The organism is Pseudomonas sp. B16(2017) (assembly GCF_002113205.1).
Lineage (GTDB): Bacteria > Pseudomonadota > Gammaproteobacteria > Pseudomonadales > Pseudomonadaceae > Aquipseudomonas > Aquipseudomonas pharyngis.
This window is the reverse complement of sequence record NZ_NEKA01000001.1, coordinates 522649-544611: the sequence shown is the minus strand read 5'-3', so window position 1 is coordinate 544611 and position 21963 is coordinate 522649. Positions and strand designations below refer to the sequence as shown.

The window sequence follows — 21963 nt, the reverse complement described above, 5'->3', positions numbered from 1 at the left end:
CCGTGCTTGTTCGGCTATCGAGACGAACCTACGTAATAGCACGAACCCGGTTACTTTTCTTTGGTCGGTGTGCTGTCCGTGACCTCGAAGCGCAGCACGCCAATCACCTGACCGTCTTCGGTCAACACCCGCACCTGCCACTTGCCTGCCGGGTTGCCGGGGAAGTTCTGCTTGTGGGTCCAGGCCCGGTAGCCTTCCTTGCGCCCGCCGTGGATGTCGAGGGCGATGCGGTCGACCTCTTTGCCGTTGAACTGCCAGACGTGATAAATCCGCTCGTCGAGCCCGCGCGGCGCGTTGATCGCGGTGTAGGCGTAGAGCCCGCCGCCACGGATCTGTTCGGCGCTGACTTCCTTGAGGCTGGCCCCCGGCACCCGGTCCTGCACCTGGGTGCTGATCGCCACGTCGGTCATCCACAGCGTCGCCGGCGGCACCCACGAACGCAGGACCCAGCCCACGCCACCGATGCCGACCGTGATACACAGGATCGCCAAGGCATTGCGCACGGTGCGGATCGGGAAGATCGACGCCAGGCTCGGGAACGACAACACCACCGCAATCCCCAGCGCCCATTTGAAGCTCTGCGAAGTGGTCAGGTGCATGATCACCGGCAGCGCGGTGAGCAGGGCGGCGAACAGGGTCAGGGTGTGCAGCGCGAGGAACGCCCAGCGCCGTGGCGCCAGCCACTTGTAGTACAGCGGGTCGACGATCGAGATCAGCGCCGCGATGCACAGCAGCCCGGTGAAAAACAGCTGACCGCTGTTCCAGGTGGTGGTGATGAAGAAGAACGGCAGGACGAAAAACAGGCTTTCCTGGTGGATCATCTGCGTCGCGTAACGCAGCAGCGGCTGAGGGATTTCCCGTTTGAAGATGCGCGTGAACAGTTTGGTCAGGCTGTTTTCCAGCATCAGCCAGATCCAGCTCAGCAGCATGATCGTGGTGATCCAGCTCGCCAGCCCCTGCTGCCGGTCGACCAGAATGAAGCTGCCGACTCCGGAGATGAAACCACCGAGCGCAATGACCCCGGGGTAGCGCTTCATCAGTTCGAGAATGCGCTGGATCAGGAGGGTCAATTTAGACATGGGGGCGGTTCACGACTGGATAGGAAAAAAACCTCGACAGAGTACCGCCCGCCGGGCCGTGTGGCGAGGCTGCCGGTCAGTCTGGATGCACGGACTTGCGCCGATGCAGGCGCCAGCCGAGCAGAATCAGCACCAGCACGCCCAATCCGCCCGCCAGCAGCCACAACACCTGATCGTCGCTGAGCAGCGGTTTCTCGATCCGCAGATAGCCCGGTTGCAGCAACAACTCGCGCATGGCCTTGTTCGCCGCCTCCAGCGTCACGCCTTGCAGCTCCCGCGCAGGATCGGCAAAGCGGCCATCCTCGTAGTCGCCCAGCGCGCTCCAGTAATAGTCGGCCATGGCGCTGGTGCCTTGCACGGCCCAGGCCTGGTGGGCAATGGCGGCTTGTTTCAAGCGATTGAAGGTGTCGGCGTCGAGGCCGTTTTTCAGCAGGTCGGCCTTGAGGTCTTCCAGCACCTGCTCGGCTTCGGCGATATCGCCGCGATCCAGGTCGGCGTTGAGGCTCATGAAACCGACGCCGCCAAACACTTCGCGCTCGGCCCACGGCCCGTAGGACAAACCGTGGTTCAGGCGCAGTTGGCGGTACAACGCCCACTCCAGGTATTCCTTGAGCAGGTCGAAGGTTTCGTCGTACTGATCGTCCAGCACCGGCTCCGGCACCAGCCAGTGCAGCTTGGCGCTGTTGCCGATGAAACCGCGAGTGATCGTGCGTTCGTGAGCGGCGCTGGCGCGGATGTCCGGCAGCGGACGGTGTTCGCTCGGCTCGACCGCTTCCAGCGCGCCCCATGCCCGTTCCAGATAGGCCGGCAGCAGTTTGTCGAGGTCGCCGACGACAATCAGGGTCATGTTGTTCGGCGCGTACCAGGCCTTGCGCACCTTCTCCAGTTGTTCGCGAGTCAGGCCATCGACTTCGGCCCGCTGCGGGCATTTCAGACCCAGCTCGACCGCCAGCTGATTGCTCGCGGTGTGGCCCAGGTCCTGCCGGTCGAGGAAGCGTTGCAACCGGGTGTAATGGCCGCCGTCCTCGCGCTCGACCACCCGTTTCGCGGCGTTGATCGCGTTGTCATCGAAGCGGGTCTGGGTCAGCAGTGCCAGCAGCAGGTCGAGGACCTTGCGCTGGTTTTTCGCCGGGGCTTCGATGACGAACGTGGTGTCGGCGTTGCTGGTGAAAGCGTTCCAGTCGCCGCCGAGGGCCTGCATGCGTTCTTCGAGGCCACCTTCGCCGGTGGCGTCGATGCCGCTGAACAGCAAGTGTTCGAGCAGGTGCGGCAGCTCCTTTTCATTGCAGTCGAAATCGTCGAGACCGACGCCGATCACCAGCCGGATAGCCACGTGCCCACGCTCGGTGCCGGGCTTGAGCAGCAATTGCAAACCGTTGGGCAGCGCATAGCCTTCGACCTGAAAACGATCCAGGGCGAAGGCGGGCAGGGAACCGAGCAGCAGACAAGCGAACAACAGGCAACGCATAACGAGCTTCCATACGGCTGAATTGGAGATCCGTGTCGTCAGTCCGGCCGCGAGGCCAAACCTTGAGTTACTGACTGACCACAACCCCAGACGTTCAAGGCGAATGCGTGATGTCCGCCATATCGTCCGCCGCCAGCGCGCCGGTATCGGAAGTTTCCAGCACCACATAGGCGCTGCTGCAGAACAGCGAATTCAAACGTTTCATGTCGGCAATCAACTCCAGGTGCAACGAACTGGTCTCGATACTCTGCACGATCTTGCGTTGCAACCGGCTGACATGGGCGTGGGCCAGACGCCGCTCCTGGGCGCGAAAGCGACGTTTCTCGCGCAGCAACTGACGGGCGCTTTCCTTGTCGCCGCTGAGGAACACCGACAGCCCCAGCCGCAGATTCGCAATCAACTGCTGTTGCAGGCCGGCGAGTTCTTCCAGACCGTCTTCGGAAAACGACCGGCGTTGCGAAGTCTTCTGCTGCTGCACTTTGCGCAGCATGCGTTCGATCAGGTCGCTGGCGAGTTTGAGGTTGATCGCCAGCTCGATGATTTCCGCCCAGCGCCGACTGTCCTGCTCGCCGAGATCCTCGCGAGGCATCTGCGCCAGGTACAGCTTGATCGCGCTGTACAGCGCTTCGACGTCATCGGTCAGCTTGCGCATTTCCTGGGTGACGGCGGTCTGTTTGCCGCGCAGCACGTCGAGGGTCGCATCGAGCATGTTGTCGATCAGGTCGCCCATGCGCAGGGTTTCCCGGGCGGCGTTGGCCAGTGCCAGGCTCGGCGTGACCAGCGCGGTGGGATCAAGGTGGCGGGGCTTGGCGGTGCCGTTGACCTCCGGCCGCTCCGGCAGCAGCCAGGCGCACAGCCGCGCCATCGGCCCGACGCTCGGCAGCAGGATCAGGCAGCGCGCGGTGTTGTAGAGCAGGTGAAAGCCGATGACCATTTCCTGGGGGCTGAAATCCAGGCTGTCGATCCAGTGCACCAGCGGATCGAGTACCGGAATGATCAGCAACAGCCCGATCAGTTTGTACAGCAGGCTGCCCAGCGCCACCTGCCGGCCGGCGGCGTTCTGCATGCTGGTGCTCATGAACGCCAGCACGCCGCTGCCGATGTTGGCGCCGATCACCAGACCGATCGCCACCGGCAGGCTGATCACCGCAGCGCCGGCGAGCGTCGCGGTCAGCAGCACGGCCGCCAGGCTGGAGTAGGAAATCATCGCGAACAGCGCGCCGACCAGGGCGTCGAGCAGGATATCGCCGGTCAACGAGGCGAAAATCACCTTCACCCCTTGGGCATGGGTGATCGGCGCAGCGGCCTCGACGATCAGTTGCAGCGCCAGAATGATCAGCCCCAGCCCAATGGACACGCGGCCCATCTGCCCGAGCCGCGTCTGTTTGCGCGACAGAAAGAAAATCACCCCGATAAAAATCAGCAGCGGCGACAGCCACGACAGGTCGAACGTCAGCACCCGCGCCATCAGTGCCGTACCGACGTCGGCACCCAGCATGGTCGCCAGGGCCGGGGTCAACGCCATCAGGCCCTGACCGACAAACGACGTCACGAGCATGGCGGTGGCGTTGCTGCTCTGCACCATCGCGGTCACGAGGATACCGGCGACAAAGGCCAGCCCGCGTTTGGACATGTTCTGGCCGATCACGTGGCGCAGATTGGTGCCGTACACCCGCAGGATGCCGGTTCGAACGATGTGCGTGCCCCAGATCAGCAGGGCCACGGCAGACAGCAAATTGAGCAGGGTGAGCATGCAGACCCCCTGTAATGGCAGCGCCCCAGAGGGGCAAGTTGACGGTACCGCGCAATTTCTACGTTCTGATACTTAAGCTGTAGTTGGCTAACGGTCTGGGCGCCAGCATTGCACAGCTAAAGCGGGGATTGAAACAAAAGTGTCATGAAAACAGGTTCATGCAGCCATGAAAAAAGGGCCCGAAGGCCCTTTGATTATCAGCGCAGCGTTCGGGTTACTGACCCGGAATATCCTTGCGCAGTTTCACCGGGTCCTGCTGTTTGCGTTTTTTCGCGATAGCGGTGCGCATCTTGATGTTGATCGCTTCGACCGCCAGCGAGAACGCCATGGCGAAGTAGACGTAGCCTTTCGGTACGTGCACGTCGAACGATTCGGCAATCAGCACGGTGCCGACCACCAGCAGGAACGACAGCGCGAGCATTTTCAGCGACGGGTGCTTGTCGATGAATTCGCTGATCTTGCCCGAGGCCAGCATCATCACCAGCACGGCCACGATGATCGCCGCGACCATGACCGGAACGTGGGACACCATGCCGACGGCGGTGATCACCGAGTCCAGCGAGAACACGATGTCGATGATTGCGATCTGGATGATGGTGTAGAGGAAGTTGCCGCCCTTGCCCGAAGGCTCGTCGTCGCTTTCATCTTCACCTTCCAGTGCGTGGTACATCTCCTGGGAGCTTTTCCACAGCAGGAACAGGCCACCGAAGAACAGGATCAGGTCGCGACCGGAAATGCCCTGGCCGAACACTTCGAACAGGTCGGCGGTGAGGCGCATGACCCAAGTGATCGACAGCAGCAACAGGATCCGCGTGATCATGGCCAGGCCAAGACCGAAGATCCGGGTGCGCTGCTGCATGTGTTTGGGCATGCGGCTGACCAGGATCGAAATCATGATGATGTTATCGATGCCCAGAACGATTTCCAGGGCGGTCAGGGTGAAGAAGGCAACCCAGATCTCAGGGTTGGTCAGCCATTCCATGTGTATTCCTTTGAGCGAGTGTTAAACCAGGACGCCAGCAATCAGCTGGCGTCCGGGTGAGTTTGGTGCCGTTACAACGTGCTGAACAGCGGGAAAGTCCCCAACAGCAAGGCGGCGACCAGTATGCACAGGCAGACCAGCACTGCCCACTTCAGGGTGAAACGCTGGTGATCGCCGAACTCGATGCCCGCCAGTGCCACCAGCAGGTACGTCGACGGCACCAGTGGGCTCAGCAGGTGAACCGGCTGACCGACGATCGAGGCACGGGCCATTTCCACCGCGGTGATGCCGTAATGGCTGGCCGCTTCGGACAACACCGGCAACACACCGTAGTAGAACGCGTCGTTCGACATGAAGAACGTGAACGGCATGCTTACCAGCGCTGTGATCACCGCCAGGTACGGGCCGAGGAAATCAGGGATCACCGCCAGCAGGCTTTTCGACATCGCATCGACCATGCCGGTGCCCGACAGGATACCGGTGAAAATGCCCGCCGCGAAGATCAGACTGACCACCGACAGCACGCTGCCGGCGTGGGCCGCGACGCGATCCTTCTGCATTTGCAGGCAAGGGTAGTTGACGATCATGGCAATACTGAACGCCACCATGAACAGCACCGGCAGCGGCAACAGGCCGGCAATCAACGTGCACATCAGCGCCAGGGTCAGCAGGCCGTTGAACCAGATCAGTTTCGGACGGCGGGCATCCGGGAATTGCGAGACGCTGATTTCGCTGTGATCGATTTCGTCGCCGATCAGGTGCAGCTCACCCAGACGCGCACGCTCACGTTTGCCGTAGAAGTAGGCAATGATCAGGATCGCCACCACACCGGCAGCCATCGCCGGGATCATCGGTACGAAGATGTCCGACGGGTCCACATGCAGCGCACTGGCGGCACGGGCGGTCGGGCCACCCCATGGGGTCATGTTCATCACGCCACCGGCGAGGATGATCAGACCGGCCATGATCCGCGGGCTCATGCCGATGCGGCTGTACAGCGGCAGCATGGCGGCCACGCAGATCATGTAAGTGGTCGCGCCGTCACCATCGAGGGAAACGACGAGCGCCAGTACGGCGGTGCCGACCGAAACCTTCAGCGGGTCGCCCTTGACCAGTTTGAGGATCTTGCGCACGGCCGGGTCGAACAGGCCGGAGTCGATCATCAGGGCGAAATACAGAATCGCGAACATCAGCATCACGCCGGTCGGCGCGAGCTTGGTAATACCTTCGAGCATCATCGGGCCGATCTTCGGAGCAAAGCCACCGAACAGGGCGAACAGGATCGGGATGATGATCAGAGCGATCAGCGCAGACAGGCGCTTGGTCATGATCAGGAACATGAACGTGATGACCATGGCGAAGCCAAGGAAAGTCAGCATGGGAATACTCCAGGCGTAGCGCGGCTAAGTAAGTGAGCGGATCGGGCGGGATCAGCGCAGAACGGGAAGCACGAGGCGTACGGGCGGAGTTGCAGCGAGGAGGCGGGTTGCAGAGGACATCAGAATCACCATTGTTGTTGTTAATTGGGCCTGTCGTGCGAGCAATCACACGCGTTGGCCAACCGGTCTGTTGCCGGCAGTGGGGGCGATCCTAATCGGGGAACCTTTCAGCTACCTTTCGCGGATGAAAGGTCTGACGGGAGGCTCGGACAGTTTCGTGCAACAAGTGAATCTGCAATAGAACGTGATCGTAAGATCCTTCCGGAGATTTTGAAGGGCCATGTTCACCGCTGTATGGAAGGCATTCGCAATGCTAGGCTTGCGACTACGGCAAAGTTTGAGAGGAGCTCCAACCAATGCTCAACAGCGTTGATTTAGACAATTTCGGCCCATTACAGAAAATTCGCTGGAGCAAGCTCTCAAACCTGAATCTGATCATCGGTGCAAACAGTGCTGGCAAAACCTTTTTGCTCAAGGCGCTGTATTGCACGATGCGAACACTCGAAGAGTATCAGCGGGGAAATGATCAGCGTTCGGCAGCAGAAATCCTGACTGACAAGCTTTATTGGACATATCAGGCCGACAAGATTGGCGATCTGGTAACCAAAAGTGCAGACGGCCCTTTGTCCTGCAGAGTCAAGGTGGATGCGCGTGAATTTCGTTACAGCTTCGGCAAAGATACGACGAAGAACATCACTTCTTTAGAGAACCACGTCCCACCTCGGAGCAGCAATTCAATTTTTCTTCCTCCCAAGGAAGTGCTTTCGCTGCAACACATCATTCTAAAAAGCCGCGATATTGATAAGGACTTCGGATTCGACGACACCTACTACGACTTGGCCAAAGCCCTGCGCCTCCTTCCTACGAAAGGAAGAAACCACGCGCACTTCGCAAAAGCCAGAGAGAACCTGGAAGAGATGTTCGGGGGAAAAGTCGAATTCGATAGCAGTTCAAATCGCTGGCAATTCAAGAAGGGCAACCAGAAGTTCCAGATCGGATCAACGGCTGAGGGCATCAAGAAAATTGCCATTCTCGATACCTTGCTGGGCAACCGTTTTTTGACGAAAGACTCGATGGTATTCATTGACGAACCGGAGTCAGCTCTTCACCCGGTTGCCATTACCAAACTGGTAGAAATCATCGTATCCCTGGCCGGAAGTGGCATTCAGTTTTTCATTGCCAGTCACTCGTATTTCGTCATCAAAGCTTTGTATCTGGCGGCTCAAAAACAACAAATATCCATTCCGGTCTTGTCGTCTATTGATGGTGAATGGATGGGTGATGATCTGCTCAAAGGCATGCCGACAAATCCGATTGTTGATGAATCAATTCGACTCTATGAGGAAGAAGTGGAGTTGGCATTGGGATGAGCATTTCAATCCAGGAATCCGGAATGAATTTCGGACCTTACCCTAAGGACAAGTGCTTCCCGATTGAGACCAGCCCAATTTTCACCAGATTGGGAGAAGGGTTAAAGGTCTCTGAGTTTGTTCTATTGCGAGATGCACCAAATAATACTCAGGCAGCTTGGTTCATAGAGGCAAAATCAAGCGCACCACGAGAGCATGCGATCTACGTTGAGGAAATCCGACAGAAATTTACAAACTCGGTGCAACTGACATTCGCTGCCTGCCTCAAGCGTCATGATGATGCAGAGGATCTTCTTCCTGCAGAGTTCAGGAAGCTGAATCTTGGCAACTGTCCGGTAAAGTGTGTTCTGGTGATCCGCAATTTTCGTAAAGAATGGATTGCCCCTCTGCAGGAGTCATTGAGCAGAGAAATGAGAACACTGGTAAAGACTATGGGCTTCAGCCCTACGTCGGTCGTAGTCATCAACGACGAGAAGGCGCGAGAACTCAACCTGATCACCTGACGCGACGGTGGAATCACTATGACTGATTTGCACGGCGGTGGCTGCCACTGCGGACGTATCCGCTATCAGTTCAGCGGAGCATTGCACGACATCGCCCACTGTCATTGTTCGATTTGCCGAAAAGTCAGCGGTGGCATCGTCACCACCTGGATCACGCTGCCGGCAGCGAACTTCCTGTGGCTGGCCGGAACACCTTCGCGCTACGACTCTTCAGACAGCTGCGCACGGTTCTTCTGCCCGAACTGCGGCGCACAACTGGCGCTGGTGACGCTGCTCAGCCCCGAGAGCATCGATCTGACGGTCGCCACACTGGATCATCCGGAGCAGGCCGCCGCAGAGCGGCATATCTGGACCGACAGCCAGTTGCCATGGCTGCACCTGGACGAGCATTTACCTGGCGAACCCGAAGAAACCATCTGATTAAAAAACAGACAGATCCAGCGGCCGCATCGCGCCCATCCAGATTGCATGGTCGGTGTGGTCGAGCAAGTCATCGCCGGTGTCCGGGTGCAGGAACACCACCAATCCCTTGCGATTGAGCGCCAGCCACGGCAGCACATCGCCGATCAGCTCCGGGCCGAAGGCCAGCTGGCAGCTCCAGTCCGGGTGCGGGCCGACCGGGCGTTCATGCACGCGGCCCATCTTCAATGGAAATAATTGCGCGGCCTGCTCACACAGTGCCCGCGCCTGTTCGATCGTGCTGGCGTCGTAATAAACGTGGGCGTGATAACCCTTGATCGTCTGCATCGCAAACCCTCTGAATCGGTTCGAACCCTCGGCGTTGCCCGTATGTCACACGCCATACAAGGGAAAACAAAAGGGACCTCAGCCATGAAAAATGCCGAAACCCCGGCGGTGAAAGTGGTGCTCTATGGTGCCATGAGTAGCCTGGGCAGCGCGTTGATGGCTGAACTGCTGCGTCGCCAGCATGAAGTCATTGCCATCCTCGACGATTTGACGGCGCTCGCGCCACGGCCGGGGCTGCGCACCAAAAGCGGCGACCTGCTCGATGCCGAGCGGGTCAACCAGAGTGTCGCCGGCAGCTCGGCAGTGATCTGCCTGCTGAATGCGCCGGGCTTGCCGCTGAGCAGCGATCATGTCGAAAAATCCGTGGTGCTGGGGCCGGTGGAACAGGTGCTGGCGGTGGATGCGCTTATCGATGGGCTACAGGCGGCAAACGTCTCGCGGCTGTTTGTCATCGGCGAATTCGAAGCACTGGACGATCCGGAAAACGCCGACCCTCTGCAACGCCACGCCGCTCTGGAAGTACGCGAAGCCCTGCAAAGCAGCCCGCTGCACTGGACGCTGGTGAACGCACCGCGCAGCGTCGCCGGGCTGACGATCGAGCATTTCAGTCAGGTCGGCCGCACGCTGGAACCGGGTCTGGCCGAACCGCTGGAACGCCTGAACCGGGTGGCGGTGGGGATTGCCGATGAGCTGCGACTGAATCTGCATATCCATCAACACGTGGATTTTGTTGCCGCTTCCTGAGCCGTCAAACCGCAATCGCCGGCAGCGGCAGCCCGGCCAGGGATTCGGCGCTGCTCGCCTGTTCGGCCATCAGCCAATCGACGAACGTCTGGATTAACGCGCCCCGGCGCTTGCGCTGCGGCAGCACCACGTAATAACCGAGTCGCGACAGGGTGGTCTCGGCGATCGGCCGGCACAACAGCCCTTGGGTGAGCAAGTTATCCACAAGGTGCCGCCAGCCGATGGCCACGCCCTGCCCGCCAATCGCCGCTTGAATCAGCAGGGTGTAATTGTCGAAGCGCAGCTGGCCCGGCGCTGGCGGCGCGCTGATGTTCAGCGCGCGGAACAGCCCGCTCCAATCGAACCAGTTGCTGCTGTTTTCCCCGCGCAGGTGCAGCAGCGGAAACTCCATCAGTGCCTGGGCCGGCAAGGGCAGGGGACGATCCTTGAGCAATTGCGGGCTGCAAACAGGAAACACTTCTTCGCTGAACAACCAGTGACTCTCGCCCTGTTTGAAGCGACCGTCGCCGAATAGCACGGCAACATCGACATCCGGACGCAGCATGTTGTGATTGCGCTCGCTGGTGACCAGGCTCACATCCACCTGTGGATAAGCTTCATGGAAGCGGTGCAGGCGCGGCATCAGCCAATACGCAGCGAAGGCGAAGTCGGTAGCGACCTGCAGCACTTCGTGCTGCTGTTGTGAGCTGATCGCGCTTAATCCCGCGTCGATATTCTGTAAACCAAGGGTAACTTGCTCGAACAGGATCGAGCCGACCTCGGTCATTTCGATGCCACGGTAGATACGATCGAACAGCCGCGTGCCGAGCTGTTCTTCCAACCGTTTGATTTGTTGGCTGATTGCCGGTTGCGTCGTACCCAGTTCAACAGCGGCGGCGGTAAAACTGTGATGACGAGCCGCCGCCTCGAAGGCGCGCAGCAGGTCCAGCGACAAATCACCGAGGGCTTGATACATAAGCTGTGCTTATCCTAGTCATTGTCCGGCGCGGGCTTTACCGGAGATTGCGGGGAATCCATGCTCGATCGCAGCAATATCGCATAAATATTCACTATGGAATGCCGCGATCACATGAAGCGCAAGAACATTCTTTTCATCATGGCCGATCAAATGGCCGCGCCAATGTTGCCGTTCTACGGCCCGTCGCCGATCAAACTGCCGAATCTCAGCCGCCTCGCCGAACAAGGCGTGGTGTTCGATGCCGCGTATTGCAACAGCCCGCTGTGTGCGCCGTCGCGTTTCACCCTGGTCAGTGGCCAGTTGCCGAGCAAGATCGGCGCCTACGACAACGCCGCCGATTTCCCCGCCGACATTCCCACCTACGCGCATTACCTGCGCCGCCTCGGCTATCGCACCGCGCTGTCGGGCAAGATGCATTTCTGCGGCCCCGATCAACTGCACGGTTACGAAGAACGCCTGACCAGCGACATCTATCCGGCCGACTACGGCTGGGCGGTGAACTGGGACGAGCCTGATGTGCGGCCGAGCTGGTATCACAACATGTCGTCGGTGTTGCAGGCCGGCCCGTGCGTACGCACCAATCAGCTCGACTTCGACGAAGAGGTGGTGTTCAAGGCTCAGCAATACCTGTTCGACCATATCCGTGAGGATGGCGATCAGCCGTTCTGCCTGACCGTGTCGATGACTCACCCCCACGACCCGTACACGATTCCCAAGGCGTTCTGGGATTTGTACGACGATGCGGATATCCCACTTCCGACGACGCCGGATCAGCATTCACTCGATCCGCATTCCCAGCGTTTGCTCAAGGTCTACGACCTGTGGGACAAGCCGCTGCCTGTGGATAAAATCCGCGACGCCCGTCGGGCGTACTTCGGTGCATGCAGCTATATCGACGCCAACGTCGGCAAACTCCTGCAAACCCTCGAGGATTGTGGGCTGACGGACGACACCGTCATCGTGTTCTCCGGTGACCATGGCGACATGCTGGGAGAGAAGGGCCTCTGGTACAAAATGCACTGGTACGAAATGGCCGCGCGAGTGCCCCTGTTGATAAGTGCACCTGGCCAGTTCCAATCAGGCCGTGTCAGCGCCGCGGTGTCCACCGCCGATCTGTTGCCGACCTTCGTCGAACTGGCCGGCGGCAGCCTGGAGCCTGACCTGCCGCTGGACGGCCGTTCGCTGGTTCCGCACCTGCAAGGGCAGGGCGGTCACGACGAAGTGTTCGGCGAATACATGGCCGAAGGCACCGTCAGCCCGCTGATGATGATCCGCCGTGGCGCCTTCAAATTCATCTACAGCGAAACCGACCCTTGCCTACTCTTCGATGTGGATAACGATCCACGCGAGCAGGAAGAACTCAGCCAATCACCGCAACATCGCCAGCTGTTCGACGATTTTCTTGCTGAAGCACGGGCCAAGTGGGACATCCCGGCAATTCACCGCGAAGTCCTCGAAAGCCAGCGCCGTCGGCGTTTCGTCGCCGAGGCGCTGACGATCGGCAAGCTGAAGAGCTGGGATCACCAGCCGCTGGTAGACGCCAGTCAGCAATACATGCGCAACCACATCGACCTCGATGACCTGGAGCGCAAGGCCCGTTATCCACAACCCTGCCAAAACCAATAACGTTAAGGGGAAGTCCATGGTCAAGTTATCCACAGTCCTGACGGTCAGCCTGCTGGCACTGGGCAGCGCATCCGCGTTCGCCGAGAGCTGCGACACGGTGAAAATGGCCGACCCCGGCTGGAGCGACATCGCCGCGACCAATGCCATCACCGGGTTTCTGCTGGATGGCATGGGCTACAAGGCCAAGGTCGACACCCTCGCGGTGCCGATCACCTTCGGCGGCTTGAAGGATGGCCAGGTCGACGTGTTCCTCGGCAACTGGATGCCGGCGCAGCAGGGTTTCTACGACAAATTCGTCGCCACCGGTGACGTCACCCAATTGGCGAAGAACCTCGACGGCACCGAATTCACCCTGGCCGTGCCGGATTACGTGTGGGACGCGGGTGTGCATAGCTTTGCCGACCTGAATAAGTACGCCGATAAATTCGAGAAGAAGATTTACGGCATCGGCTCCGGCGCGCCAGCGAACATCTCGCTGCAAGAGATCATCAAGAAAAACGACTTCGACCTGGGCCAGTGGAAGCTGATCGAGTCCAGCGAACAGGCGATGCTGGCTGAAGTCTCGCGGGCGGTGAAGAAACAGAAATTCGTCACTTTCCTCGGCTGGACCCCGCACCCGATGAACGTGCAGCTGAAAATGCATTACCTCAAGGGCGGCGAGAAGTACTTCGGCGACACGGGTAGCGTCTACACCCTGACCCGCAAGGGCTACGCCGAGGCCTGTCCGAATGTGGGTAAATTGCTGACCAATCTTGCGTTCACTCAAGAGATGGAGAACAGCATCATGGCCGAGGTGGTGAACAAGAAAGTCAGCAATGCGGAGGCGGCGAAGGCTTGGATCAAGGCGAATCCGGCGGTGTTGGACAAGTGGCTTGATGGTGTGAAGACGGTGGATGGCAAAGATGCGTTGGCGGCTGTTAAAGCCAAACTGTAACTGCGCGGGCCGATCGTTCCCACGCTCTGCGTGGGAATGCCGCAATGGACGCTCCGCGTCCAGGGCTGCGTACAATGCGCAAAATTTCACCCGAGAGGATCCATGGCCCTCCCCAGCCGTCGCTCACTTTTCCCCTTCCTGACCTGGCTGCCCCGGCAGACCCGCGCCAGCGTCGGGCGGGATCTGGTCGTCGGCCTCAGCGGGGCGATTCTCGCGTTGCCCCAGTCGATTGCCTACGCCCTGATCGCCGGTCTCCCACCGGAATACGGGCTTTACGCCGCGATCGTTCCGGTATTGATCGCCTGCCTGTGGGGCTCGTCGTGGCATCTGATCTGCGGCCCGACAGCGGCCATTTCGATTGTGCTGTTCGCCAGTGTCAGCCCACTGGCGGTGCCTGCATCACAGGACTACATCACCCTGATCCTGCTGCTGACCTTCCTCGCCGGGATTTTCCAGTGGTTGCTCGGCCTGCTGCGCTTCGGCGCGCTGGTGAATTTCGTCTCGCATTCCGTGGTGCTGGGCTTCACCCTCGGCGCGGCGGTGGTGATTGCCATCGGTCAATTGCCGAACCTGCTGGGGCTGGATCTACCAGCCAAGGCCACGGCGCTGGCCAGCCTGATGGATCTGCTGCGCCATCTCGGGGCTGTGGATAAACCGTCGCTGATCCTTGGTGTAGCCACGGTGGTGGTCGGTGCGCTGCTCAAACAATGGCTGCCACGCTGGCCGACGCTGTTGATGACCTTGGTGCTCGGCAGTCTGGCGGTGTGGCTGTGGCCGGCGATGTTCGGCCACGTTCAGTTGGTCAGCGCGTTTGTCGGGCGCCTGCCGCCGTTCAGTGGATTGCCGCTGGATATGGACCTGATTCTGCGCCTGCTGCCCAGCGCCGTGGCGGTGGGCATGCTCGGGCTGGTCACCAGCCTGTCGATTGCCCGTTCGATTTCCGCGCGCTCACAACAGCTGCTCGATGCCAATCAGGAAGTCCGCGCGCAAGGGCTTTCGAACATTGTCGGGGCGTTCTTTTCGGGATCGTTGTCCGCCGGCTCGTTCACCCGTTCCGGGCTGAGCTATGAGGCCGGGGCCTGTTCGCCATTGGCCGGGGTGTTTTCGGCGTTGTGGGTGGCGTTGTTCGCGATATTCGGTGCGGGGCTGATCGCGCATATTCCGATCCCGGCCATGGCCGGCAGCATTCTGCTGATCGCCTGGGGACTGGTGGATCATCGCGGCATTCGTGCGCTGCTGCGGGTCAGCCGGGCGGAATTCGTGGTGATGGGCCTGACCTGCATTGCCACGTTGCTGCTGGAATTGCAGACGGCAATCTATGCCGGCGTGCTCGCCTCGCTGTTTTTCTACCTCAAGCGCACCTCGCAGCCGAGAGTGCAGCACTGGCGTGATGGCGAAGATGATGTACTGCGGGTCGGCGGCTCGATCTTCTTCGGCGCCAGCCACTATCTGCAAGTGCGCCTGCAACGCATGCACGGCGCGCGAGTGGTGATCGAGGCGCAGCAGATCAACTTCATCGACTATTCCGGCGTGGAAATGCTCCATCAGGAAGCCCGGCGCCTGCTGCGCCAGGATCGCAGCCTGACCTTGCGTCAGGCGCGACCGCAGGTGGTGGAGGAGTTGCGCAAACTCGAAGGGCCGGAGAAATGTCCGATCCGCTTTGAAGATTGAAGAAGAACCCATTGCTGGAGCGAGCTTGCTCGCGATGGCGATCTGTCTGTCAGATTGATGCTGGATCTGGCGACGTCATCGCGAGCAGGCTCGCTCCTACAGGGGTTACTGCGCCAACTGCCGACGCAATTCCGTCAGGACCGGCGCAGTGTCCGGACGTACGCCGCGCCACACGAAAAAGGCTTCGGCAGCCTGTTCGGCCAACATGCCCAACCCGTCCATCACCACGCCCGCGCCATGCTCGCTGGCCCAGCGGCAGAACACGGTCGGTTCCTTGCCGTACATCATGTCGTAGCACAGGGTCTTGCCGGGCTCGATCAGGCTTGGGGCAATCGGCGGCACATCGCCGGTGAGGCTGGCGGACGTGGCGTTGATGATCACGTCCACCGGCTCACGCAACCAGTCGTAACCACTGGCCGACACCGGCCCCAGGTCGCAGAACAGTTCGGCCAGTAGCTCGGCCTTGTCCACCGTGCGATTGGCGATGATCACCGAGGCTGGTTTCTCCGCCAGCAACGGCTCCAGCGCACCGCGCACCGCGCCACCGGCGCCGAGCAGCAGAATGCGTTTGCCGGCGAGGCTGAACCCGGCGTTGACCGTCAGATCGCGCACCAGCCCGGCGCCGTCGGTGTTATCGCCGAGCAGGCTGCCGTCGTCGAGCTTGCTCAAAGTATTCACCGCACCCGCGCGTTTGGCGCGGGCAGTCAGGCTGTCGGCCAGGCGATAGGCGTCTTCCTTGAACGGCACGGTCACGTTGGCGCCGCGACCTTCCTGGAAAAACGCCGTGGCGCAGCCGGAAAAGTCCTCGAGCGGCGCCAGCAGGGTGCTGTAGTCGAGACGCTGCCCGGTCTGTTCGGCGAACAGTTTGTGAATCATCGGCGACTTGCTGTGACCAACCGGGTTACCGAAAACAACGTAACGATCCATCAGAAGTCCTCAGGCCTGAGCCAGCCAGTCGCGGTCTTGCAGGAAGTACTCGGTCAGGCGCGCTTCTTCGCTGCCCGGCTCGGCTTTCCAGTCGTAGGCCCAGCGCACTTGCGGTGGCAGCGACATCAGGATCGACTCGGTGCGCCCGCCCGATTGCAGGCCGAACAGGGTGCCACGGTCGTAAACCAGGTTGAATTCGACGTAGCGGCCACGGCGGAATTCCTGGAACTCGCGCTGTTTGGCGGTGAAGGCGTCGTTCTTGCGCCGTTGCACGATTGGCAGGTAAGCGTCGATGTACGCATCGCCGATGGCGCGCATGAAGGCGAAACTGGTGTCGAAGTCCCACTCGTTCAGGTCATCGAAGAACAACCCGCCGATACCGCGCGGTTCGTGGCGATGCTTGATGTGGAAGTAGGTGTCGCACCAGGCCTTGTAGCGCGGGTAGACGTCCGGGCCGAACGGCGCGCAGGCCTGCTCGGCGACGCGGTGCCAGTGGATGCAGTCTTCTTCGTTGCCGTAGTACGGGGTCAGGTCGAAGCCACCGCCGAACCACCAGACCGGTTCTTCACCTTCCTTCTCGGCAATGAAAAAGCGCACGTTGGCGTGGGACGTCGGTACATGCGGATTGTGCGGGTGGATCACCAGCGACACGCCGAGGGCTTCGAAGCCACGCCCGGCCAGCTCCGGCCGATGGGCACTGGCGGACGGTGGCAGGCCACTGCCGAAGACGTGGGAAAAGTTGACGCCGCCCTTTTCGATCACCGTGCCATTCTCGATCACCCGGGTCCGACCGCCACCGCCGGCCGGACGGGTCCATGCGTCTTCGACGAAGCGCGTGCCACCGTCTTCGGTCTCCAGCGCGGCGCAGATGCGGTCTTGCAGGTCGAGCAGATAGGCCTTTACGGCGTCGGTGCGGGTCGTCATGGCTTCACCTTGGATCGGGCGGAACTGCGCGGCGCCCCGCGCAAATGGGCGCGTAGCATACCATCGCAAACCAGCACGCCGCAGTTGACGAAGATCAAGCATGAGCGTTCGATAGGGACCTTCCCAAATGACCCAAGGAGTAGGCAGATGGCCAAGCGAATCCAGTTCCGCGCCCACGGCGGCCCCGAAGTGCTCGAGTACGTTGACTATCAACCGTCCGAACCCGGTCCACAGCAGGTTCGCGTGAGCAACAAGGCCATCGGCCTGAACTTCATCGACACCTACTACCGCAGCGGTCTGTACGCGCCACCGGCGTTGCCTTCGGGCGTGGGCGCGGAAGGCGCCGGCATCGTCGAAGCAGTGGGCAGCGAGGTCACCCGGTTCAAGGTCGGTGACCGTGTGGCGTACGGCAGCGGCCCGTTGGGCGCGTACAGCGACGTTCACGTTCTGCCGGAAGCGAATGTGGTGCAACTGCCGGACGCCATCAGCTTCGAAACCGCCGCCGGCGTGATGCTCAAGGGCCTGACCGTGCAGTACCTGCTGCGCCAGACCTACGAACTCAAGGGTGGCGAAACCATTCTGTTTCACGCAGCGGCCGGCGGCGTCGGTTTGCTCGCCTGTCAATGGGCCAAGGCCTTGGGCGTGAAGCTGATCGGCACCGTCAGCTCGAAAGCCAAAGCCGATCTGGCCAAGGCCCATGGCGCCTGGGAAACCATCGATTACAGCCACGAAAACGTCGCCCAACGAGTGCTGGAATTGACCGATGGGAAAAAAGTCCCGGTGGTCTACGACGGCGTTGGCAAGGACACCTGGCCGGCTTCGCTGGACAGCGTGGCGCCCCGTGGCTTGCTGGTGAGCTTCGGCAATGCGTCGGGCGCGGTGGACGGGGTGAACCTGGGGATTCTGGCGGCGAAAGGTTCGCTGTACGTCACCCGTCCGACCCTGGCGACCTACGCCAATAACGCCGAAAACCTGCAGCGCATGGCCGACGAGCTGTTCGGGATGATCACCAGCGGCAAGCTGAAAGTGGATATCAGCCAGCGTTATCCACTGGCTGATGCGGCGAAAGCGCAGACCGAGCTGTCGTCACGGCGCACCACGGGCTCCACTGTCCTGCTGCCCTGACCACCAATGACCTCGGCGCATCTTCATGACGGTACCGGGGTCTTTTCCGTCGTCACGAAAAACGGCGTCTTGCCGGCCAGGGTAGTTTCGAATTCCTGACGGGCAAGACGCTTCACCTCCAACCCCAAAACGCCCGGCAGCCTGAGCAATGCACTGGCCTGTCCTTCGACTTGCAACGCATCTTCAATGACGCTCTGTGTGTTGGCTGTCAGTGCGTCCTCGGCTATGACCAGACGCATGCGTGCCCCCTCGGGCTGTCGATCAATCTGCACCTGGACATCGGTGTTCTGCAGCTGCGGCAAAAGCTGTCGGAGTACGTGCAACACCTGTGACTGAGTGATGATCGCGCCCCCCAGTTTGATCGATGTTTCCACCCGCCCCTCAAGCGCCAGTACCGGCATGGAACTGCCACAGTCGCACTTCGTCACTGTGCGCAGGATTCGCCCACGATCGCCGATCCGGTAACGCAACAACGGCACATGATCAGGAAGCAATGGCGTCAGCAGAAACTCACCGGCTTCCCCTTCAGTTACAGCTTGCAGGGTCAGAGAATCAACCACCTCGAGCAGCATGGCGTCCGCATGCAGGTGAAAAAAACCGTGCTCCAGATGGGCACACTGAAAACCGATGGGACCGGTCTCCGTCGAGCTGTAGCCCAGCGAGCGGATCTTCAGCATCGGCCAGTCCCGGGCCAACTGGTCGCGCAGCGTTTGACTGCAAGGTTCTCCAATGTAGTAAAGCCACTTCAGGCTGCACAATTGCACAGCGCCGACTTTCTCATGATTGAACAACGCGGCGGCGAAGGAGGGAGTGCATATCAACGCATCAGCCTTGTGTGCCTCAATAAGCTCGGCAACGCGCTGCACGCCCACCTGTGAACCGGCAGGCAGCAGGCGTGCGCCAATGTGCTGGACGATAGCTGCCGCGTATTGAAAGGCACCCTGCATTTCCCCGGCTGTCAGGCAGTTGACGACCACCTCGGGGCGTTCGTCCGTCGCACCGAACATCCGTGCCCCCAAGGGCACGATTGCAGTGTTGAACGCCCAGGAATGGGTGATCTGTTTGCGATTGCCGGTGCTGCCTCCCGAGGTCAGGGTCAGCCCGCCGCCCGGTGCTCGATGGGAGGCTTCACCGAGGGTGGAAAACAATACGCCGCCGGACTCGTCTTCCACCGCCAGAACCGGCAATCGATGGAGATCGGCCAATCCCCGCACTTCCAGGATTCGCGGATACAGCCCACGGAACCACGACAGTGAGCGTGCGTGAGCCAATTTATTCGCAAACGCCTCGGCCAAAACATCGGTGATCGGTTCATTGCTCATTGCCGCGCCCTCCCTGACGAATGCCCAACTCATCGAATCCGCTACGGACAGCGTTCGCCAGAGACTCCAACTGGAGCTGACTGTGGCTCGCGCTGATGGCCAGACGCAAAATGGCCTCGCCCTTGGCCACCACCGGAAACACCGCGGTGGTGACCGCCATGCCCTGCCGGCGCAAATGCTGCGCCAGGCTTATCGCATCTCTCTCGGCCCCGACACGGATAAAACGAATGGGAGACGCGACGTGATGATTGCCCAGCACTGGCCCCAGCAACCTGTCGACCGTGGCGATGTTTCGCCACAGCGCTACCTGCAAATGACCCAGCTCCGGCGACAAATGAACGTTCCCCGAAGCGACTGCCGCGCCCACCCCGCCAACGGATAATGGTCCGCCAAACGTATAGGTCGATGCATGGCGCCGAATCATCTCGGCATCGGCTTCGGTACGCACAGTGATTGCCCCACCGGTTGCGCCGAACGCCTTGGACAGCGATGACAGGAGGATCAGTCGGCCGCGGTGTCGTTCATCTGCCGCGTCCAGCGCGTAACCACCTCCGGCCACGCCATGGATCGAGGTACCGTGGGCGTCATCCGCATAGAGATAACCGTCGAAACGCTCCGCCAGTTGCAGCAGGCGATTGATCGGGTAAACACCGCGCATCGAGCCAATGCTGTCGGTCAGGATGATGGGCGTATTACCCGCCGCGACTGCCGTTGAACACGCTTCTTCGACCTGCTCTACATCGCTGCAATCGCGGCGCTGTATCGGGCCGAATTGCCAGAGAATGCCTTGCAGCACTTGCATCGAAGCATGAGCGGCACGGTCGACAATCCAGCACGGGCCACGACGCATGGGATAGGAGGGCATCTCACCGGAGCCAAGCAGCGGCAGACAGCCAAGATGTGCACTGCCCACCGAGTTGAAGGTGACTGAATGCCCCTGAAATATCCGGTTCAGCAGTTCATCCAGCTCACGCATGGGTGGCAACAGCGCTCGGGTCCGTGCGGCGGCGAATTGCACGCCGAAGGACTCGACGGAGTGCATCGCCCCCTGAATCAAGCGAGGATCACACTCCAGCCCCAGATAAGAACACGAGAGAAACTCGGTCAGCCGCTCGCCGCTTTCGAGTTCGATCTCTTTGCCTTCACGTTTAGCCAGCTTCAGGCCATTCAGCCCTGCATCGAACAGCTGCTGCTGATCGTCACGCGCTTGCCGGACACGGTTTTTGACCCAATTGACGGTCGGTTGAAAGGTGTTCATCGGGATACCTGCGAAGAGGGAGAGCGGCGATAGACCTGGACATGCCAAAGCTGGGTTCTTTCTCGTGCAATGTCTGCCTGGTACTGGTGGGTGATATCGCAGAAGCCTGCGCAATCAGGCCGCACTACATGCAAATGCCCCCGCATGACCACCTGTGCATTTTCCGAAAGGACCGGTGCCAGGCGCAGCAAAACGTTCTTGCCGGCCACTTCGGGCATGAAGGAAGGCACGTCCGACAGCGATACGAAATCGATGGCGGTTTCCCCGGCAGCACAGTCGAGGATGTCAGCCTGCACCACGCGTAACTCGCACTGCCGAAGCCCCTCACGGGCCTGCTGGAAAATTGCCGGATCACACTCCAGCGGAAAGCCTTGTGGATAACGCAGCTCACCAAAAAACAGCATTTGCAGGAAAAAGCTCTCTCGGACCACCTGAGTGGTGAACAACGTATGGAAAATTTCCAGATACGCCGCGCGGGAACTGATCCCCAGGTTGTTGGGTGGAAACGCGCCCTTGTACAGCAGCGAATTGAGGACTGCTGCGTTTCCCAGCAACGCGATCATGGCTTTCCAGCGCTTGAGCGGAAAGCGGTTTCGGTAATATTCCGTTTGTTCGTCAAGCTGACTGAACTGAAAAATGCCCCGGCCGGCCTTGCCGGTAAACAGTCCGGTGATCTTCGCCAACCGCTTCAGGGTCTGCTCGAATGCGCCCATGTAAATCGGCGCTTCCCAGTGCCGGGCCTGGAACAACCCGGACAACCAGCGACGATCCTCCGGCGGTAAAACCAGTTGCTGGAAAATGGATCGGCGTTTCGACCTCAGGCCTTCCGTTCGATAGCCCATGAACGCCATGAACGACTCGTGATCGGTCTGTTCCAGCAGGGCAAAACGCAATCGGGTGAACGCCAGTTGCGGCGCACTGATGTCGGTACAGGTCATGCGTGAAGGGGCAGCCGCCAGCAACGGCAACAACCGGCCGCCACATCCGGCGATACCCAGCACGTGCCCGGCATGTCTGGGCAGGATCGCGTATTCAAGCGCGGTGTCCTCGTCCCCAAGCGTGTAGTTGAGCCGGTCGAAATAATCAGCCATGTCTGCCTCCAGCCATCTGATCGGAACATCGGCGGGCGGCCT

The 21963-nt window shown here is 60.4% G+C and carries 20 protein-coding genes; 8 read left to right on the top strand and 12 right to left on the bottom strand.

Annotated elements, in window-relative coordinates; genetic code table 11:
- Nucleotides 1–50: 50 nt before the first annotated feature.
- From CAG25_RS02530 to CAG25_RS02510, 5 genes are all read right to left on the bottom strand, one after another.
- A complete protein-coding gene (locus CAG25_RS02530) occupies nt 51–1079 on the bottom strand; it encodes a DUF5924 family protein (RefSeq protein ID WP_039764894.1) in 1029 nt (342 codons plus the stop codon).
- 76 nt (nt 1080–1155) lie between these two features.
- Nucleotides 1156–2547 carry a pitrilysin family protein gene (locus tag CAG25_RS02525; protein WP_085612509.1) on the bottom strand — a complete coding sequence of 464 codons (1392 nt, stop codon included), beginning with the start codon at nt 2545–2547 and terminating at the stop codon, nt 1156–1158.
- Nucleotides 2548–2641: 94 nt separating this feature from the next.
- On the bottom strand, nt 2642–4300 hold the full coding sequence (locus CAG25_RS02520; RefSeq protein WP_085612508.1) for a Na/Pi cotransporter family protein: 1659 nt from the start codon (nt 4298–4300) through the stop codon (nt 2642–2644).
- Between the two features lie 214 nt (nt 4301–4514).
- On the bottom strand, nt 4515–5282 hold the full coding sequence (locus CAG25_RS02515) for a TerC family protein (protein ID WP_064592444.1): 768 nt from the start codon (nt 5280–5282) through the stop codon (nt 4515–4517).
- 71 nt (nt 5283–5353) lie between these two features.
- Complete coding sequence (locus CAG25_RS02510; protein WP_007954069.1) at nt 5354–6661, bottom strand: CitMHS family transporter; 1308 nt, start codon at nt 6659–6661, stop codon at nt 5354–5356.
- Between the two features lie 416 nt (nt 6662–7077).
- On the opposite strand from CAG25_RS02510, the gene CAG25_RS02505 reads away from it, so the two are divergent.
- Genes CAG25_RS02505 through CAG25_RS02495 form a run of 3 tightly spaced genes read left to right on the top strand, consistent with a single transcriptional unit; the run spans nt 7078 to nt 9014 of the window.
- Nucleotides 7078–8091 carry an AAA family ATPase gene (locus CAG25_RS02505; RefSeq protein ID WP_085612507.1) on the top strand — a complete coding sequence of 338 codons (1014 nt, stop codon included), beginning with the start codon at nt 7078–7080 and terminating at the stop codon, nt 8089–8091.
- The gene (locus CAG25_RS02500; protein WP_143492957.1) at nt 8088–8594 is read left to right on the top strand and encodes a hypothetical protein; all 507 of its coding nucleotides are present in this window, start codon (nt 8088–8090) and stop codon (nt 8592–8594) included. Before CAG25_RS02505 ends, CAG25_RS02500 begins: the two co-directional genes overlap by 4 nt.
- An 18-nt stretch (nt 8595–8612) precedes the next feature.
- Nucleotides 8613–9014 carry a GFA family protein gene (locus CAG25_RS02495; RefSeq protein WP_085612505.1) on the top strand — a complete coding sequence of 134 codons (402 nt, stop codon included), beginning with the start codon at nt 8613–8615 and terminating at the stop codon, nt 9012–9014.
- Here the strand turns inward: CAG25_RS02495 and CAG25_RS02490 are convergent, their stop codons facing one another.
- Complete coding sequence (locus tag CAG25_RS02490) at nt 9015–9341, bottom strand: DOPA 4,5-dioxygenase family protein (RefSeq protein WP_039764906.1); 327 nt, start codon at nt 9339–9341, stop codon at nt 9015–9017. It lies immediately after the preceding gene.
- Nucleotides 9342–9425: 84 nt separating this feature from the next.
- Here CAG25_RS02490 and CAG25_RS02485 point away from each other — a divergent pair, with 84 nt between their 5' ends.
- Nucleotides 9426–10085: an NAD(P)-dependent oxidoreductase gene (locus CAG25_RS02485; RefSeq protein ID WP_085612504.1), complete on the top strand. Its 660-nt coding sequence runs from the start codon at nt 9426–9428 to the stop codon at nt 10083–10085.
- Between the two features lie 4 nt (nt 10086–10089).
- On the opposite strand, the gene CAG25_RS02480 is transcribed toward CAG25_RS02485, so the two are convergent.
- Nucleotides 10090–11040, bottom strand: a complete 951-nt coding sequence (locus CAG25_RS02480) for a LysR family transcriptional regulator (protein ID WP_085612503.1) — start codon at nt 11038–11040, stop codon at nt 10090–10092.
- 114 nt (nt 11041–11154) lie between these two features.
- Here CAG25_RS02480 and betC point away from each other — a divergent pair, with 114 nt between their 5' ends.
- From betC to CAG25_RS02465, 3 genes are all read left to right on the top strand, one after another.
- Nucleotides 11155–12669, top strand: a complete 1515-nt coding sequence (gene betC, locus CAG25_RS02475; protein WP_085612502.1) for a choline-sulfatase — start codon at nt 11155–11157, stop codon at nt 12667–12669.
- Between the two features lie 16 nt (nt 12670–12685).
- Nucleotides 12686–13603: a choline ABC transporter substrate-binding protein gene (gene choX, locus CAG25_RS02470; protein ID WP_085612501.1), complete on the top strand. Its 918-nt coding sequence runs from the start codon at nt 12686–12688 to the stop codon at nt 13601–13603.
- 102 nt (nt 13604–13705) lie between these two features.
- A complete protein-coding gene (locus CAG25_RS02465; protein ID WP_085612500.1) occupies nt 13706–15274 on the top strand; it encodes a SulP family inorganic anion transporter in 1569 nt (522 codons plus the stop codon).
- 105 nt (nt 15275–15379) lie between these two features.
- On the opposite strand, the gene aroE is transcribed toward CAG25_RS02465, so the two are convergent.
- The gene (aroE, locus tag CAG25_RS02460; protein ID WP_085612499.1) at nt 15380–16201 is read right to left on the bottom strand and encodes a shikimate dehydrogenase; all 822 of its coding nucleotides are present in this window, start codon (nt 16199–16201) and stop codon (nt 15380–15382) included.
- 9 nt (nt 16202–16210) lie between these two features.
- Nucleotides 16211–17125, bottom strand: a complete 915-nt coding sequence (gene hemF, locus CAG25_RS02455; protein ID WP_007954079.1) for an oxygen-dependent coproporphyrinogen oxidase — start codon at nt 17123–17125, stop codon at nt 16211–16213.
- Between the two features lie 147 nt (nt 17126–17272).
- Between hemF and CAG25_RS02450 the strand changes: the two genes are divergently transcribed.
- Nucleotides 17273–18250: an NADPH:quinone reductase gene (locus CAG25_RS02450; RefSeq protein ID WP_085612498.1), complete on the top strand. Its 978-nt coding sequence runs from the start codon at nt 17273–17275 to the stop codon at nt 18248–18250.
- 23 nt (nt 18251–18273) lie between these two features.
- Here the strand turns inward: CAG25_RS02450 and CAG25_RS02445 are convergent, their stop codons facing one another.
- From CAG25_RS02445 to CAG25_RS02435, 3 genes are read right to left on the bottom strand one after another with little or no spacing between them, the layout of a single operon-like run.
- A complete protein-coding gene (locus tag CAG25_RS02445) occupies nt 18274–19572 on the bottom strand; it encodes a phenylacetate--CoA ligase family protein (RefSeq protein ID WP_085612497.1) in 1299 nt (432 codons plus the stop codon).
- Entirely contained in the window at nt 19562–20830 is a 1269-nt protein-coding gene (locus CAG25_RS02440) for an aminotransferase class I/II-fold pyridoxal phosphate-dependent enzyme (protein ID WP_085612496.1), read from the bottom strand. The genes CAG25_RS02445 and CAG25_RS02440 overlap by 11 nt, the downstream gene beginning before the upstream one ends.
- Complete coding sequence (locus CAG25_RS02435; RefSeq protein WP_085612495.1) at nt 20827–21921, bottom strand: DUF3419 family protein; 1095 nt, start codon at nt 21919–21921, stop codon at nt 20827–20829. Before CAG25_RS02435 ends, CAG25_RS02440 begins: the two co-directional genes overlap by 4 nt.
- Nucleotides 21922–21963: the final 42 nt, after the last annotated feature.